Raw genomic sequence first — 14157 nt, forward strand, 5'->3', positions numbered from 1 at the left:
CCCTCCGTCACGCGCTTCGCGCGCGCCACCTCCCCGTCCCGGGGAGGATTCAGGTATGCCTGACTTCGACTATCTCGCCATCGACACCCGCGGCGCCGAGCGGCGCGGGCATGTCGCCGCCGACAGCCTCGACGCCGCGCGCGCCCGGCTCGACCGGCAGCGGCTCTACATCGTGCGTCTCGAGCCCGGGTCCGCGCCGCCGCCCGCCGCGCGCCCTGCGCTGTTCGGCCTCCAGCTCGGGCGGCCGCGGATGCGCACCAAGCAGCTGACGCTCTTCACCCGCCAGCTCGCGACGCTCAACCGCGTCTCGCCGCTGGAGGAGTCGCTGCGCACCATCACCCGCCAGACCGAGCAGGAGGGCGTGCGCCAGATCGTCGCCGTCGTTCATGCGGGCGTCGTCGAGGGCCGCCGCCTCGCCGACGCGATGGCGCGCGAGCCGAAGAGCTTCCCGCTGCTCTATCGCGCGATGGTGTCGGCCGGCGAGAGTTCGGGCTCGCTGCCGACGATCCTCGACCGGCTCGCGGCGCTGCTGGAACGACAGGCGGAGATTCGCGGCAAGCTGCTGACCGCGCTCGCCTATCCGATCATCCTCGCCGGGGTCGCGATGGTGGTGGTGACGGCGCTGATGATGTTCGTCGTGCCGCAGGTGGTCGAGCAGTTCGATACGGTGGGGCAGCAGCTGCCCTTCCTCACCCGCGCGGTGATCGGCCTGTCGAGCTTCCTGGTCGGCTATTGGTGGCTGCTGCTGGCGATCGTCGTGGCGGTGGTAGCGGGGTCGTGGCAGGCGCTGAAGAACCCCGCGTTGCGGCTCGCGGCGGATACGCGGCTGCTGCGCCTGCCGCTGCTCGGGCGGCTGCTGCGCGACCTCCACGCCGCGCGCATGGCGCGCACCCTCTCGACCATGGTGGCGAGCCGGCTGCCGCTGCTCGAAGGACTGCAGCTGACCGCGGGGACGATCCACAACCGCCGGCTGCGCGTCGCGTCGGACGAGATCACCGACGCGATCCGCAAGGGCGGCTCGCTGTCCGCCGCGATGCGTCGCGCCGGCGTGTTCCCGCCGCTGCTAACCTATCTCGCCGCCTCGGGCGAGGCCGCGGGGCGGCTGGACGAGATGCTGGAGCGGGCCGCGGATTATCTGGAGCGCGAGTTCGATCGCTTCACCGCCACCGCCTTGTCGCTGCTGGAACCGGCGATCATCGTGCTGATGGGCGGTATCGTCGCGACGATCGTGCTATCTATCCTGCTGCCGATCCTTCAGCTCGATACGCTGGCAGGGCAATGAGGTCGTTCATGCGTCTCGAAGTAAAAAACAAGCGCCGCGCCGAACACGGCTTCACGCTGGTGGAGCTGATGGTCGTGATCGTCATCATCGGCCTGCTCGCGACGATCGTCGTCATCAACGTGCTGCCGTCGGGCGACAAGGCGAAGCAGGTGCGCGCCAAAGCCGACATCTCGACGATCGAGGGGGCGCTGGAAACCTATCGCCTCCAGCTCGACAGCTATCCGACCACTGCGCAGGGGCTCGAGGCGCTCCGCACCGCACCGCAGGGCGTCGACGCCGCCCGCTACCAGCCGGGCGGCTACATCAAGAAGCTGGAGAACGACCCCTGGAGCCGGCCCTATCTCTATGCCTCGCCGGGCCGCCACGGCGAGTTCGACGTGTGGAGCTATGGCCGCGACGGCAAGGAAGGCGGCGTGGGTCCGGATGCCGACATCACCTCCTGGCAATAAGGGCGGCTCGCCCGCGCCCGAACACGGCTTCACGCTCGTCGAGCTGATGGTGACGATCACGATCATCGCGCTGATGTCCGCGGCGGTGGTGTGGGCGATGCCGGACCCGCGCGGCAAGGTACGTGACGACGCGCTGCGCTTCGCCGCCCGCGTCAAGGCGGCGCGCGACGAGGCGGTGGTGGCGGCGCAGCCGATGAGCGTGTGGGTGACGCCCGGCGGCTATGGTTTCGACCGGCGGGTCGCCGGCCGCTGGACGCCCGAAGCCGACAAGCCGTTTCGGGTCGAGCGATGGACGGCAGGCGCGCGCGCTGCGGTCGACGCGCCGGCCGGACGGGTGCGCGTCACCTACGATCCCACCGGGCTGCCGGACCGACCCGCCGACATCCGCCTCGCGCTCGGCGATCGGGCGATGCTGGTCCGGATCGGCGCCGACGGGAGCGTGCGCGCCGATGCGCAATGACGCCGCACGGGCCCCGGCCTTCGCCGGGGCGCCCTCCCGCACGGGGGACGTGCGGGAAGGCGGCTTCACGCTCCTGGAGATCCTCGTCGCGCTGGCCGTGTTCAGCCTCGCGGCGCTGGCGCTGATCCGGCTGGAGAGCGCCAGCGTCCGCGGCGCGGCGGTGCTCGATCGCACGCTGGTCGCCAGCATGGTCGCGCGCAACGTCGCGCTCGACGCCGTGACGCAGGCGCGCGCCCCCGCCGCCGGCCAGACCGCCGGCGCCGAGGCGAATGGCGGTCGCGTCTGGCGCTGGACGCGGGCGGTGACGCCGACCGGCGACGTGCGGATCGTGCGCATCGATGTCGCGGTGCAGGGGCCGGACGGCCAGGTGCTGGGCCGGGCGACGATGGTCCGTCCGGCGACCCCCGAGCCGCGGTCGTGAACCGCGCCGACATCGACCGGACGGAGGCCGGCTTCACGCTGGTCGAGGTGCTCGTCGCCCTCATGATCTTCGCCATCCTGGCGAGCGCCGGCGTCGCGCTGCTCTCGTTCAGCGTGCGCGCGCAGGCGGCGTCCGGCAGGAAGCTGGACGATCTGGCGGCGCTCGATCGCACGCTCGCCATCCTCGCCGCCGATCTCGCGCAGGCGCAGGCGCGCGCCACCCGCGACGAGGCGGGAGCGCCCCTCCCGGCCTTTGTCGGCGAGGCGGGCGGCGAGGCGCAGCCGCTGCTCCGCTTCGTGCGCGGCGGCTGGACCAATCTCGATGCCGAGCCCCGGCCGGGTGCGCAGAAGGTCGCGTATCGCCTGAACGGCGCAACCTTGGAGCGGCTCAGCTGGCCGCGGCTGGACGGCGCCGAGGCGCTGCCGCCCGCGCCGCTGCTCGATCATGTCCGCCGGATCGCGCTGCGCTACCGGTTCCGCGGCGCGTGGAGCGCGCGGTGGGACGGCGGCGGCGGCATCGCGCTCCCGCAGGCGCTGGAGCTGCGCGTGCAGCGCGACACGGGCGTCGAATACCGCCAGCTGTTCCTGGTCGGCAGCGGCTATGCGCCGCTGCCCGTCCCCACGCCCACGCCGGGCGCGGCGCCCACGTCGGCGGCGACCCGTGCGACCGGCTGAGCGCGAGCGCGGCGCGGCGCTGCTCACCGTGCTGCTGCTGGTCGCCGCGATCGCGGTGATGGCCGCGGCGTCGCTGGAGAAGCTGCGGCTCGCCACGCGCCTGTCGGGCAACGCCGTGCAGGCCGAACAGGCGCGCAGCTATGCGGAGGCCGCGGAGGCGCTGGCGCTCGCCAAGGTCGATCAGCTGCTTGGCCCCAACCCGCCGCGCGTGACGCTGGCCGGCGACTGGAGCGGTCATCCCTTCCCCCTGCCGCTGCCGGGCGGTGAAGCGGTGGCGCGGGTGACGGACGGGGCCAACTGCTTCAATCTCAACGGGCTGGTGACCCAGGTGGCGCCCGGCGTCTACGCCAGTCAGGGATCGCAGCGCTTCATCTTCGCGCGGCTGATGCGGCTGCTCGGCGTGCCTGCCGCGGTGGCGGAGCAGGTGGCGGCGGGTGCGTCCGACTGGATCGACACCGACCAGGACGTGCAGGCGAACGGCGCGGAGGACGCAGCCTATCTCGGTCAGCAACCCGCCTACCGCACTGCCGGCACGCTGATGACGGACCCGAGCGAGCTGCGCGCGGTCGCCGGCATGACGCCGGAGCTGTATGCGCGGCTGCGCCCCTGGCTGTGCGCGCTGCCGGTCGCCGCGCCTGCGCCGATCAACATCGATACGCTCGCGCCCGAACAGGCGCCGCTGCTGGCCGCGCTCGGCCCGGAGACGCTGACGGTCGATGCCGCGCAGGTCGCCCTGCGCAAGCGCCCGGCGGAGGGGTGGGCGGACGCCGGCGGCTTCTGGACGGCGGCGAACAGCAGCGGCGGCGGCGGCGCGGGCGTGCTCTCCCGATGGTTCACGCTGCGCATCGACGTGACGGTCGGGCGCACGGTGGTGACCGAACGCGCATTGATCGACGCGACGGCCCTTCCCGCGCGGCTCGTGGCGCGGCAATGGGGCGAGGACCTGTGACCACGCTCCTGTTCCTGCCCGGCCATGACGCCCGTTACCGCTGGGTGCGGGTGGATGGCGACACCGTGCAGTCCGAGGGCGATGGCCTGCCGCCGCCGGACGACCAGCCGGTGGTGGCGGTGCCGCCCGCGGACGCGGTGACGCTGCACTGGGCGACGCTGCCCGCGCGCAGCCCGGCGCAGGCGGTGGCCGCCGCGCGCATCCTGGTCGCCGAGGCGAGCGCCGCGCCCGGCGGCGAGCTGCACGTCGCGGTCGGTGACGAGGGCGACGAGGAGCGGCCGATCGCGGTGGTGGGCGCGGAGGCGATGCGCGGCTGGCTGGCCACGCTGGCGGCGGTGGGGGTCGATCCCGATGCGATCGTGCCCGAGCCGCTGCTGCTGCCGCGGCCGGCGGAGGGCTATGTCCGCGCCGAGCTGGCGGGGGCAGGGGTGGTGCGCGGCACGACGAGCGGCTTCGCCGACGAGGCGCGGCTGACCGAGCTGGTGACCGGCGGCGCCGCGCCGCGGACGCTGGCGCGCGACGAGGTGGATCGCGCGCTCGTCGCCGCCGTCGCCGCGCCGGCGCTCGACCTGCGGCAGGGACCGTTCGCGCGGCGTCGGCGCGCGGGGCTGGACTGGGCGCTGATCCGCCGGCTGGCCGTGCTGGCGCTGCTCGTGCTCGGCGTCACGCTGGCGATCAATCTGGTCCGCATCGCCCGCTACGCGCTCGCCGCCGACGGGCTGGAGCGCCGTGCCGCCGAGCTCGCCGCCACCGGGCTGCCGCATGGCGAGACGGTCACCGATGCGGATCGCCAGCTCGTCGAGCGGCTGGGCGCGGTGCGCGGGCCCGGGCTGGGCTTCACCGGCATGGCTGCCGCGGTCTTCGCGGCGGTGCAGGCGACGCCGGGCACCGAGGTGACCGCGCTCGATTTCACGCCGACCGGCGATCTGCGCCTGTCGGTCGCCGCCGCGCGCGAATCGCTGCCGACCGACCTGAAACGCGCGATCGAGCGCGCCGGCTTCACCGTCACCGCGGGCGTGTTCACCGCCGTGGGCGGCCGGGTCACGGGCGAGATGACGGTGAAGGCCCCGTGAGCTCGATCCGCGCCTGGTTCGACGGCCGCGCCTTGCGCGAGAAGCGGCTGATCCTGGTCATGCTCGCGTTGCTGGCGCTGACGCTGGTCTGGTACGGCGTCATCAACCCGGTCGGCGATGCGCTGTCGGGCGAACGCAGCCGCTATGCCGACGCGGTCGAGCGGCTGGGCGCGACCGAGGCGCAGGTCGCCGCGATCCGGGGGGCAGAGCGGGACCGGCCACCGCCGCTCACCGGCCGCTTCGCCGACGCCGTGCGCGCGCGCGCCGCCGACGCGGGCTTCACGGTCGCCAGCCTGACCGAGGAAGGCGCCGATCGGGTGCGGGTCGGCATCGCATCGGCCAAGCCGGCGGCGCTGCTCCGCTGGCTGGCCCGGCTGGAGCTCGCCGGTATCCTGGTCGACGGCGCGACGCTGACCGACAATGGCGATCGCACGGTGGGCGTGCAGGTGACGCTGAAGGCGCGGGGCGCATGATCCGGCTCGCCACCGGCCGGCGGGCGCTGTTCGGGGCGCTGCTCGCGGCGGCGCTGCTGCTGTTCGTGCCGCTGCGCGCGGCGCTGGGCCTCACCGGGCTGGACGATGCGGGGCTGACCGCGCGACAGGTGGAGGGCAGCCTGTGGGGCGGGCGGCTGGTGGAGGCGCGGTTCGGCGCAGTGGCGCTGGGCGATGTCGGCGCGCGGCTCGCCTTCTGGCCGCTGCTGCTGGGCCGCGCGCGGCTGGAGCTGGCCGGCGGCGGCGAGCGGCCGCTGCACGGCGCGGTGACGGTCAGCCGTCACGGGATGGGGATCGACGGCATGACCGCGAGCCTGCTGACCGGCCAGCTGTTCGCGCCGCTGCCCGTCACCGCACTCGATCTCGACGCGGCGACCGTCCGTTTCCGCGACGGTCAGTGCGAGCGCGCGGAGGGCCGGGTGCGCGCGACGCTGGCGGGGGCGGCCGGCGGCGTGACGCTGCCGCCGACGCTGAGCGGCCCCGCGCGCTGCGATGCGGGGGCGCTGCTGCTGCCGCTCACCAGCCAGGCGGGGACGGAAGCCGCGACCCTGCGGGTGACCGGCGACGGCCGCTACCGGGTCGAGTTCGCGCTGCGCAACCCGGACCCGGCGACGGTGCCGAAGCTGGAGGCGGCCGGGTTCATCGGCGGCGCCGACGGTTATCGGCTCGGGGTGGAAGGTCGCTTCTGACGCCAGCGGCCTCGCGCCCCGACAGGGCAGCGCCGCGGCAAAGCCGCGTCGTCGGTCGTCGGCGCGCCGACGCCGGCCGCGCTTGCCGGTCTTGTGTGCAGCTGCTCTGCACACATGTCGTCTGCGCCTTGCGCGCTATCCGTCGCGCCTGTAGGGCCAGCATCCATCGCGGCGATCGTAGCTCAGTTGGTTAGAGCATCGGTTTGTGGTACCGAGGGTCGCGGGTTCAAGTCCCGTCGGTCGCCCCATTTCCTACAGCGAGAGAATCGATGACCGCCGGTTGGGGCCTTCCCGATTTCGACGACCACGAGGGCGTGCACCTCTTCACCGATCCGGCCTCGGGCCTGCGCGCCGTGATCGCGATCCACTCGACCGCGCTCGGGCCGGCGGCGGGCGGCGTGCGCTTCTGGCATTATGCGAGCGGCGAGGGCGCGATCACGGACGCGCTGCGCCTGTCGCGCGGCATGAGCTTCAAGAACGCGATGGCCGGACTGGCGCTCGGCGGCGGCAAGGGCGTGGTGCTCGCCGACCGGCCCGGTGCGACGATCGACGACGCGCAGCTGCGCGCGTTCGGCCGCGCCGTGGAGGCGCTGGGCGGGCGCTACGTGACGGCCGAGGATGTCGGCATGTCCGAGGCACGGATGAAGGTCATCGCCGGCCAGACGCGCTATGTTTCCGGCCTGCCGGTCGCGGAGGGCGCGGCGGGCGGTGATCCCGGGCCGTATACCTCGCTCGGCGTGTATCTGGGCGTCAGGGCGGCGGCGAAGCGCGCACTCGGGACCGACGCGATGCGCGGCGTGCGGGTCGCGATCCAGGGCGTCGGATCGGTCGGCGGCGGCCTGGCGCGGCTGCTCGCGGCCGACGGCGCGGTGCTGACGCTGGCCGATGTCGATGCGGGCCGGGCGGCCGCCCTGGCCGACGAACTCGGCGCCACCGCGATCAGCGCCGACGCGATCCTGGGCGTCGAGGCTGACATCGTCAGCCCCAATGCGCTCGGCGCGATCCTGACCGAGCGGTCGATCGGCGCGCTGAAGGCGAAGGCGGTGGCCGGCGGTGCCAACAACCAGCTCGCCACCACGGAGGACGGCTGGCGGCTCCACGCCAAAGGCATTGTCTACGCGCCGGACTATGTCATCAACGCGGGCGGCATCATCAATGTCGGGCTGGAGTATCTGGGGCAGGGCGACGAGGCCGAGGTGAAGGCGCGCATCGCCCGCATCCCGGCGCGCCTCGACGAGATCTGGGACGAGAGCGCGCGCACCGGGGAGCCGGCCTCGACCGTCGCGGACGCGATCGCCAAAAGGTTGATTGGGCGCGGCTGAGCGCGAGGGCCGCAACCTCCGGCTTCCGGCGCGCCAGCCCGGCTCGCTTGGCGCCGCTGCGACCGGCGCGGCGTCGCTCTCCCGTCCTCACCTGTAAGCGAGGATGACGGGGAAGGGGCCACCCGCTAACAGCGCCATATGCCTCCGATCTCAACCTGATGGGCTATCTGGCTCTCGCCCTGATCGGCCTCGCAGCCTTCGCAGCGCTGGCGCGGTTCGGCGTCGCGCGGCCGCTCTGGTCGCTGATCGGCGCGGCGCTGATGCTGGGCGCGATCGGCTATACGCTGCAGGGACGACCGGCACTCGCTGGCCAGGCGGCCCGGCCCGAGGCGACCGTGGCGCCGGTCGACCTCGGCCTCATCGATCTGCGCGACCGGATGCTCGGTCGGTTCACGCTCGACTGGGCGTATCTCGCCGCCGCCGACGCGATGCAACGCGCGGGCGAGCCGCGGCTGCAGGTGCAGGCGATCCTGGGCGGCATCCGCAAGGTCCCCAACAGCGTGCTGCTGTGGACGGGGCTCGGCGATGCGCTCGCCGCGCATGACGGCGGCCGGGTTTCGCCGCCGGCGCTGTTCGCCTTTCGCCAGGCGATGCGGCTCTCGCCGGAGCATCCGGCGCCCCCCTTCTTTCTCGGTCTCGCCTATATCCGCGCCGGTGACTTCGCCGCCGCCCGGCCGCTCTGGGCGCGCGCGGTTGCGCTCAGTCCGGAAGGCGCGAGCTACCGCCGCGATATCGCGGTGCGGCTGGCGTTGCTCGACCGCTACCTGGCGGCGGCGAACGCCTCGCCAGATCGGTAAGATCCTATGTTCATCGACGCGGGCCCAAGTCCCGCGCCGTTGGTTTTAACCGCCTCCCCGGCGAAGGCCGGGGCTCAGCTGCTGGTGCGATACTGGGCCTCGGCCTCCGCCGGGAAGGCGATCGTCATTGCTTCACACCGGCCAGATCAACGTTGGCGACCAGCGGCTTTTAATCATGCGCCCCCCGACCCGTCTTCTCCTGCAGCTCGTCGATCTTCTTCGACGCGTCGGCCTTGGTCAGCGTGTCGTCGAACTCCTCGTGCGCCTCTTCCGACAGCGTCTTGAGGTAACTCGCCTGCGCGCCGGTCATCGCCTCGTCGCCGGTGGTCCAGTCGTCCGGGTCCTTGACGGCGTTGGAAGTGGGGTGCGTCTTGGGATTTTCGGGTTCGGCCATGGGAGGCTCCTTTCCCGGCCGACAACGCATCCCGTTCCTTATCCGTTCCACGCCTCGTACGGCAGGCCTAGATCTTCCGCGACTGCCTTGTAAGCGATCTTGCCCTGGTAGACGTTGAGCCCCGCGGCGAGGTGCCGGTCGCCCCGCATCGCCGCCTCGGCGCCCTCCCCGGCGAGCTTGAGCGCGAAGGGCAGGGTCGCGTTGTTGAGCGCGAAGGTGGAGGTGCGGGCGACCGCGCCCGGCATGTTCGCCACGCAGTAATGGATCACTTCGTCGACCTCGAACACCGGATCCTGATGAGTGGTCGCGTGGCTGGTCTCGAAGCAGCCGCCCTGGTCGATGGCGATGTCCACCATCACCGCGCCGCGCTTCATCGTCCCCACCATCTCGCGCGTCACCAGCTTCGGGGCCGCGGCGCCCGGGACCAGCACCGCGCCGATCACGAGATGGGCGTTGCGCACCGCCGCCGCGATCGCCGCCTTGCTGGCATAGGCGGTCTTGATCTGGCTGGAGAAGAACATGTCGAGCTCGGCCAGCCGGCTCATATTGATGTCGTAGATGGTCACGTCCGCGCGCATGCCGACCGCCATCTGCGCCGCGTTGATGCCCGAGATGCCGCCGCCCAGGATCGCCACCTTGGCGGGCGCCACGCCGGGCACGCCGCCGAGCAGCACGCCGCGACCGCCCTGTTCCTTTTCCAGGTAATGCGCGCCGACCTGCACCGACATGCGCCCCGCCACCTCGCTCATCGGCTTGAGCAGCGGCAGCCCGCCGCCCGGCGCGGTGACCGTCTCATAGGCGATGCAGGTCGCGCCCGATGCCATCAGCCCCGCCGCCTGCGGCTTGTCGGCGGCGAGATGGAGGTAGGTGAACAGCAGGTGACGCGGCTCCAGCAGCGCGATCTCGCTCGCCTGCGGCTCCTTGACCTTCACGATCATGTCGGCGGCCGCGAACACCGCCGGCGCATCGGGCAGGATGGTCGCGCCGACCGCGCGATAATCGTCGTCGGCGAAGTCGATGCCCGCCCCCGCGCCGGTCTCCACCACCACCGCATGCCCAGCCGCGACCAGCTCGGCGGCTGAAGCCGGAGTCAGCCCGACACGGTATTCGTGGTTCTTGATCTCCTTCGGGACCCCGACTCGCATTATGACTGCTCCTGATGACGTGCGTGCGCTCTTAGCTGCGGTCCGCGCCCGTGTCCCCGTTGCGACGCAACATGTGGGGTGCTAACTGGCAGCGACCATGCCCGCCGACATCCTGGGTGGCGACCCGCCCCTTTCCACGAACATGGTGGGCGTGGCTGCTCCCGAGCATGATGCGTCCGTCGGGCCGGGACACCAGGGCGGATTGCTCACGCTCGCGGTCGGCGCCGTCGGCGTCGTGTTCGGCGATATCGGCACCAGCCCGATCTATGCCTTCCGCGAGACGTTCGCGGGGCATCATCATCTCACGCCGGACCGGTTCCACATCCTCGGCGTGCTCAGTCTGATCTTCTGGTCGATGATGGTGGTCGTGACGATCAAATACGTCACCATCATCATGCGCGCCGACAACAAGGGCGAGGGTGGCAGCCTCGCGCTCCTGGCGCTCATCAACCGGCAGGCCGCACGCAAACGCTGGACCAAGGGCATCATCCTGCTCGGCGTGTTCGCGACCGCGCTGTTCTACGGTGACAGCATGATCACGCCGGCCATGTCGGTGCTCTCGGCGGTCGAGGGCCTGGCCGTCGTCAATCCGCGCTTCACGCCGCTGGCGCCGCCGATCGCGATCGGCATCCTCGTCTTCCTGTTCATGATCCAGAGCCGCGGCACGGCCAGGGTCGGGCTGCTGTTCGGCCCGGTCATGCTGGTCTATTTCGTGGTGCTGTCGGTGCTCGGCCTGGTGCACATCGCCAGCGATCCCGGCGTGATCGTCGCACTCAACCCGCTTTATGCGATCCGCTTCTTCATCGACGAAGGCGGCGCGGCGTTTCTCGCCATGGGCTCCGTCGTGCTGGCGTTGACCGGCGCGGAGGCGCTGTACGCCGATATGGGGCATTTCGGGCGCAACCCGATCCGCGTCTCCTGGCTGTTCTTCGTGCTGCCGGCGCTCATGCTCAACTATCTGGGGCAGGGTGCGATGATCCTGCAGCTCTCGCCGGCCGCGGCGGCGCACGCGATCCACAATCCTTTCTTCCTGCTCGCGCCCGACATCCTGCGGCTGCCGCTGGTGCTGCTGGCGACGGCAGCGACGGTGATCGCCAGTCAGGCGGTGATCTCCGGCGCCTTTTCGGTCACGCAGCAGGCGATTCAGCTCGGCTTCGTGCCGCGGCTCAGCATCATCCATACCTCCAGCCAGGCGGCGGGTCAGATCTTCATCCCGATCGTCAACCGCGCGCTGATGATCATGGTCATCCTGCTGGTGCTCGCCTTCCGCACCTCGTCGAACCTCGCTGCCGCCTACGGCATCGCCGTGACGGGCGCGATGCTGATCGACACCTGCCTGCTGGCGGTGGTGCTGATCTCGCTGTGGAAGTGGAACAAGGCGCTCGCGGTGCCGATGATCGCCGGCTTCCTGCTGTTCGATCTGGCCTATTTCGCGTCGAACCTGACCAAGGTGCCCGACGGCGGCTGGTTCCCGCTGCTGGTGGGGGTCATCGCCTTCATCCTGCTGACCACCTGGGCGAAGGGTCGGCACCTGATGCTGGAGCGGATGCGCGAGTCGGCCATGCCGATCAAGGTCTTCATCCGCTCCGCCGCGACCTCCACGACGCGCGTCGGCGGGACGGCGGTGTTCATGACGGCGACGCCGGACGGCGTGCCGCACGCTTTGCTCCACAATCTCAAGCACAACCGCGTGCTGCACGAGCGCATCATCCTGCTGACGGTGAAGGTGACGGACACGCCGCACGTCCCCGAGGAGCAGCGCTTCCACCACGACGATCTCGGCGCCGGTTTCCACCGGCTGGTGCTCCGCTACGGCTTCATGGAGGACCCGGACGTGCCGGCGTGCCTCACCGCGTTCGACGCGTGCGGCGCCAAGATCAAGATGATGGAGACCAGCTTCTTCCTGTCCCGCCAGACGCTGATCGCGTCCGAGAAACCGGGCATGATGATCTGGCGCGAGAAGCTGTTCGCCTGGATGCTGCGCAACGCGGTGACGGCGATGGAGTTCTTCCGCCTGCCGACCAACCGCGTGGTGGAGCTGGGCAGCCAGATCGAAATTTGAGCGACGGCCGCGGCACCCCGGGATCAGAAACGACCATACGTGAACGAACAGAATCGTTCTGCCTGCGCGGCGCTCACCGGTGCCCCGTCTTGCGATGACCGGCCCGGTGCCGACGGCAGCCCCCGCGCCGATCATCGTGACCGCGCTGTTCGGGCGGGCCGACCAGGCGTGGCTGGACGGCCTCAGGCGCGAGCATTTCCCGGCCGAGCGCAACCAGCTCGATGCGCATCTGACGCTGTTCCATCACCTGCCGCCCTCGCTTGCCGACGAGCTGAAGCGCCGGCTGGCGGAGGAGACGCGCGGCGTGCCCCCGCCCCAGGCGCGCGCGGCGGGGCTGATGTCGCTCGGCCGCGGCGTCGCGTTCCGGATCGAGGCGCCCGAGCTGACGGCGATCCGCGCGCGGCTGGCCGAGGCGTTCGCGGGCCTGCTGACCCCGCAGGACGCGGGCGGCTGGCGGCCGCACGTCACGATCCAGAACAAGGTGACGCCGGCCGTCGCCAAGCTGCTGCTGTCCGACCTGCAACGCGGCTTCCGCCCCCGCGCGGTCGAGATCGCGGGGCTGGCGACATGGTGGTATCGGGGCGGTCCGTGGGAGCCGCTCAGCCGCCACATGTTCGCTTGACCGTCCGCGCGCCGCGCACCTATAGCCGCGCCCTTCGACTGGCGCGGCGGGGTAGCTCAGCTGGTTAGAGCAGGGGAATCATAATCCCAAGGTCGGGGGTTCAAGTCCCTCCCTCGCTACCAGTCGAAGCGCGCACGCCGCCAGCGTAGCTGGCGACGAGATGCGCGAGACCGGCCGGCCTCGGCCCGCCGAGGACCGACGACGCGGCATTCACTGCCGCATCGGGCTTACCTCCGTCGATGCAACCCGCCGCGCGCTCGTCACCACCACCGGCGCCGCGATCTGTTCGCCCTTGAAGAAGCCGCCTGCCGCGACCGGCGCGTCGAGGATGCGTTTCACCACCTCCATGCCCTCGACCACATGGCCGAAGGCGGCATAGCCGAGATTGTCGCCCGGCCGAGACGGATCGGCATCCAGCGAGGGCCGCTGGTCGCCGACGCTGATCGTGAAATCGCCGGCACCCGTGCCCGGCGCCAGCCGCGCCAGCGAGATCGCGCCGTCGGTGTGGTGGACGCCGGTCAGCGTCGTCGGCTCGTGCCTGATCGGCGGCAGCACGCGTTGGGGAGCGTTCTGGACGCCGAACTGGACGAAGCCGAAATCCGGCTGCACCTTGACGGTGCGATAGAAGGTGACGCCGTCGAGCCGGTGCTGATCCACGTAGCGCAGGAAATTGGCAGTGGTGATCGGCGCGCGCTCCTTCTCCAGCTCCAGGACGATGCGACCCGCCGACGTCGCGAGCGCCACCCGCACCGTGGCGGGCGCGGGGAGCGGAACGGGCGTCGGGGTCGGCGCGGGCGCGGGCAGCTGGGCGGCGAGGAGGCAGGCGAGGGCGCGAATCATGCGACGGACTCCGGCGAGGCGCGCGCAAAATGCCCGTGCGGATCGTGCAACGCCAGCATCGCGTCGGCGCGCGCCAGGGCGACCAGCGTCAGCCCGTGATCGCGGGCATGATCGAGCGCCAGGGTAGTCGCCGCTGACACCCCGACCAGCATCGCGACGCCCGCGACCAGCGCCTTGTCGACCATCTCGAAACTGACGCGCGAGGTGACGAGGATGAAGTCCGGCCGCGCGCCGCTCAGCGCGAGCGCACCGATCAGCTTGTCGAGCGCATTGTGGCGGCCGACATCCTCGAACGCCGCGACGATCCGTCCCCCCGCATCGCAGGCCGCCGCCGCGTGCGCCGCGCCGGTCGCGCGGTTGAGCGGCTGGTGGTCGCGCACGGACGCCAGCGCCGCGAACAGCGCGGGCCGGCCGGCGCGCGGGGCGGGGGATCGGGCCGCGACCGGCCGGCGCAGCTGCTCCAGCCCGGCGATGCCGCACAGCCCGC

The 14157-nt window shown here is 71.9% G+C and carries 17 protein-coding genes and 2 tRNA genes; 15 read left to right on the forward strand and 4 right to left on the reverse strand.

The window, feature by feature from the left end; all coding sequences use genetic code 11:
- The first annotated feature begins 55 nt into the window (after nucleotides 1-55).
- From gspF to ACFE64_RS03755, 12 genes are all read left to right on the forward strand, one after another.
- Nucleotides 56-1282 carry a type II secretion system inner membrane protein GspF gene (gene gspF / locus ACFE64_RS03700; RefSeq protein ID WP_375391102.1) on the forward strand — a complete coding sequence of 409 codons (1227 nt, stop codon included), beginning with the start codon at nucleotides 56-58 and terminating at the stop codon, nucleotides 1280-1282.
- A gap of 8 nt (nucleotides 1283-1290) precedes the next feature.
- Nucleotides 1291-1731, forward strand: a complete 441-nt coding sequence (gene gspG / locus ACFE64_RS03705) for a type II secretion system major pseudopilin GspG (RefSeq protein ID WP_375391103.1) — start codon at nucleotides 1291-1293, stop codon at nucleotides 1729-1731.
- Entirely contained in the window at nucleotides 1706-2191 is a 486-nt protein-coding gene (locus tag ACFE64_RS03710) for a GspH/FimT family pseudopilin (RefSeq protein WP_375391104.1), read from the forward strand. Before gspG ends, ACFE64_RS03710 begins: the two co-directional genes overlap by 26 nt.
- Nucleotides 2181-2612, forward strand: a complete 432-nt coding sequence (gspI, locus tag ACFE64_RS03715) for a type II secretion system minor pseudopilin GspI (RefSeq protein ID WP_375391105.1) — start codon at nucleotides 2181-2183, stop codon at nucleotides 2610-2612. Before ACFE64_RS03710 ends, gspI begins: the two co-directional genes overlap by 11 nt.
- Nucleotides 2609-3286, forward strand: coding sequence for a type II secretion system minor pseudopilin GspJ (gspJ, locus tag ACFE64_RS03720; protein ID WP_375391106.1), 678 nt, complete (start codon nucleotides 2609-2611; stop codon nucleotides 3284-3286). The genes gspI and gspJ overlap by 4 nt, the downstream gene beginning before the upstream one ends.
- Nucleotides 3273-4235, forward strand: a complete 963-nt coding sequence (gene gspK, locus ACFE64_RS03725) for a type II secretion system minor pseudopilin GspK (RefSeq protein WP_375391107.1) — start codon at nucleotides 3273-3275, stop codon at nucleotides 4233-4235. The genes gspJ and gspK overlap by 14 nt, the downstream gene beginning before the upstream one ends.
- Nucleotides 4232-5308, forward strand: a complete 1077-nt coding sequence (gene gspL, locus ACFE64_RS03730) for a type II secretion system protein GspL (RefSeq protein ID WP_375391108.1) — start codon at nucleotides 4232-4234, stop codon at nucleotides 5306-5308. Before gspK ends, gspL begins: the two co-directional genes overlap by 4 nt.
- Nucleotides 5305-5781, forward strand: coding sequence for a type II secretion system protein GspM (gene gspM, locus ACFE64_RS03735; RefSeq protein ID WP_375391109.1), 477 nt, complete (start codon nucleotides 5305-5307; stop codon nucleotides 5779-5781). Before gspL ends, gspM begins: the two co-directional genes overlap by 4 nt.
- On the forward strand, nucleotides 5778-6488 hold the full coding sequence (gspN, locus tag ACFE64_RS03740; protein ID WP_375391110.1) for a type II secretion system protein N: 711 nt from the start codon (nucleotides 5778-5780) through the stop codon (nucleotides 6486-6488). Before gspM ends, gspN begins: the two co-directional genes overlap by 4 nt.
- A 171-nt stretch (nucleotides 6489-6659) precedes the next feature.
- A tRNA-His gene (locus tag ACFE64_RS03745) sits at nucleotides 6660-6736 on the forward strand.
- A 21-nt stretch (nucleotides 6737-6757) separates the two neighbouring features.
- Complete coding sequence (locus ACFE64_RS03750) at nucleotides 6758-7810, forward strand: Glu/Leu/Phe/Val dehydrogenase dimerization domain-containing protein (protein WP_375391111.1); 1053 nt, start codon at nucleotides 6758-6760, stop codon at nucleotides 7808-7810.
- A gap of 158 nt (nucleotides 7811-7968) precedes the next feature.
- Entirely contained in the window at nucleotides 7969-8607 is a 639-nt protein-coding gene (locus ACFE64_RS03755; RefSeq protein ID WP_375391112.1) for a tetratricopeptide repeat protein, read from the forward strand.
- A gap of 169 nt (nucleotides 8608-8776) precedes the next feature.
- On the opposite strand, the gene ACFE64_RS03760 is transcribed toward ACFE64_RS03755, so the two are convergent.
- Nucleotides 8777-9001 carry a DUF3072 domain-containing protein gene (locus tag ACFE64_RS03760; protein WP_375391113.1) on the reverse strand — a complete coding sequence of 75 codons (225 nt, stop codon included), beginning with the start codon at nucleotides 8999-9001 and terminating at the stop codon, nucleotides 8777-8779.
- Nucleotides 9002-9039: 38 nt separating this feature from the next.
- The gene (gene ald, locus ACFE64_RS03765; protein WP_375391114.1) at nucleotides 9040-10146 is read right to left on the reverse strand and encodes an alanine dehydrogenase; all 1107 of its coding nucleotides are present in this window, start codon (nucleotides 10144-10146) and stop codon (nucleotides 9040-9042) included.
- Between the two features lie 142 nt (nucleotides 10147-10288).
- Here ald and ACFE64_RS03770 point away from each other — a divergent pair, with 142 nt between their 5' ends.
- The 3 genes from ACFE64_RS03770 to ACFE64_RS03780 all read left to right on the forward strand — a co-directional run bounded on the left by ACFE64_RS03770 (nucleotide 10289) and on the right by ACFE64_RS03780 (nucleotide 12952).
- Nucleotides 10289-12208 (forward strand): potassium transporter Kup, encoded by a 1920-nt coding sequence (locus ACFE64_RS03770; RefSeq protein ID WP_375391122.1) that lies wholly within the window; start codon nucleotides 10289-10291, stop codon nucleotides 12206-12208.
- 94 nt (nucleotides 12209-12302) lie between these two features.
- Nucleotides 12303-12830, forward strand: coding sequence for a 2'-5' RNA ligase family protein (locus ACFE64_RS03775; RefSeq protein WP_375391123.1), 528 nt, complete (start codon nucleotides 12303-12305; stop codon nucleotides 12828-12830).
- 45 nt (nucleotides 12831-12875) lie between these two features.
- A tRNA-Met gene (locus ACFE64_RS03780) sits at nucleotides 12876-12952 on the forward strand.
- 88 nt (nucleotides 12953-13040) lie between these two features.
- Here ACFE64_RS03780 and ACFE64_RS03785 read toward each other — a convergent pair.
- Nucleotides 13041-13670, reverse strand: coding sequence for a peptidylprolyl isomerase (locus ACFE64_RS03785; protein WP_375391115.1), 630 nt, complete (start codon nucleotides 13668-13670; stop codon nucleotides 13041-13043).
- Nucleotides 13667-14157: formate dehydrogenase accessory sulfurtransferase FdhD (locus ACFE64_RS03790; RefSeq protein ID WP_375391116.1), on the reverse strand; the 491-nt coding region annotated here is incomplete at its 5' end. The genes ACFE64_RS03785 and ACFE64_RS03790, both read right to left, overlap by 4 nt.

The sequence above is a fragment of the uncultured Sphingomonas sp. genome, from assembly GCF_964250165.1.
Lineage (GTDB): Bacteria > Pseudomonadota > Alphaproteobacteria > Sphingomonadales > Sphingomonadaceae > Sphingomonas.

Coding starts and splice junctions, on each gene's coding strand:
- ACFE64_RS03755 (WP_375391112.1), top strand. CDS start 7,969: ATGGGCTATCTGGCTCTCGCCCTGATCGGCCTCGCAGCCTTCGCAGCG.
- gspF (WP_375391102.1), top strand. CDS start 56: ATGCCTGACTTCGACTATCTCGCCATCGACACCCGCGGCGCCGAGCGG.
- gspI (WP_375391105.1), top strand. CDS start 2,181: ATGCGCAATGACGCCGCACGGGCCCCGGCCTTCGCCGGGGCGCCCTCC.
- gspN (WP_375391110.1), top strand. CDS start 5,778: ATGATCCGGCTCGCCACCGGCCGGCGGGCGCTGTTCGGGGCGCTGCTC.
- ACFE64_RS03760 (WP_375391113.1), bottom strand. CDS start 9,001: ATGGCCGAACCCGAAAATCCCAAGACGCACCCCACTTCCAACGCCGTC.
- ACFE64_RS03775 (WP_375391123.1), top strand. CDS start 12,303: ATGACCGGCCCGGTGCCGACGGCAGCCCCCGCGCCGATCATCGTGACC.
- ACFE64_RS03785 (WP_375391115.1), bottom strand. CDS start 13,670: ATGATTCGCGCCCTCGCCTGCCTCCTCGCCGCCCAGCTGCCCGCGCCC.
- gspG (WP_375391103.1), top strand. CDS start 1,291: ATGCGTCTCGAAGTAAAAAACAAGCGCCGCGCCGAACACGGCTTCACG.
- ACFE64_RS03750 (WP_375391111.1), top strand. CDS start 6,758: ATGACCGCCGGTTGGGGCCTTCCCGATTTCGACGACCACGAGGGCGTG.
- ald (WP_375391114.1), bottom strand. CDS start 10,146: ATGCGAGTCGGGGTCCCGAAGGAGATCAAGAACCACGAATACCGTGTC.
- ACFE64_RS03710 (WP_375391104.1), top strand. CDS start 1,706: ATGCCGACATCACCTCCTGGCAATAAGGGCGGCTCGCCCGCGCCCGAA.
- ACFE64_RS03770 (WP_375391122.1), top strand. CDS start 10,289: ATGGTGGGCGTGGCTGCTCCCGAGCATGATGCGTCCGTCGGGCCGGGA.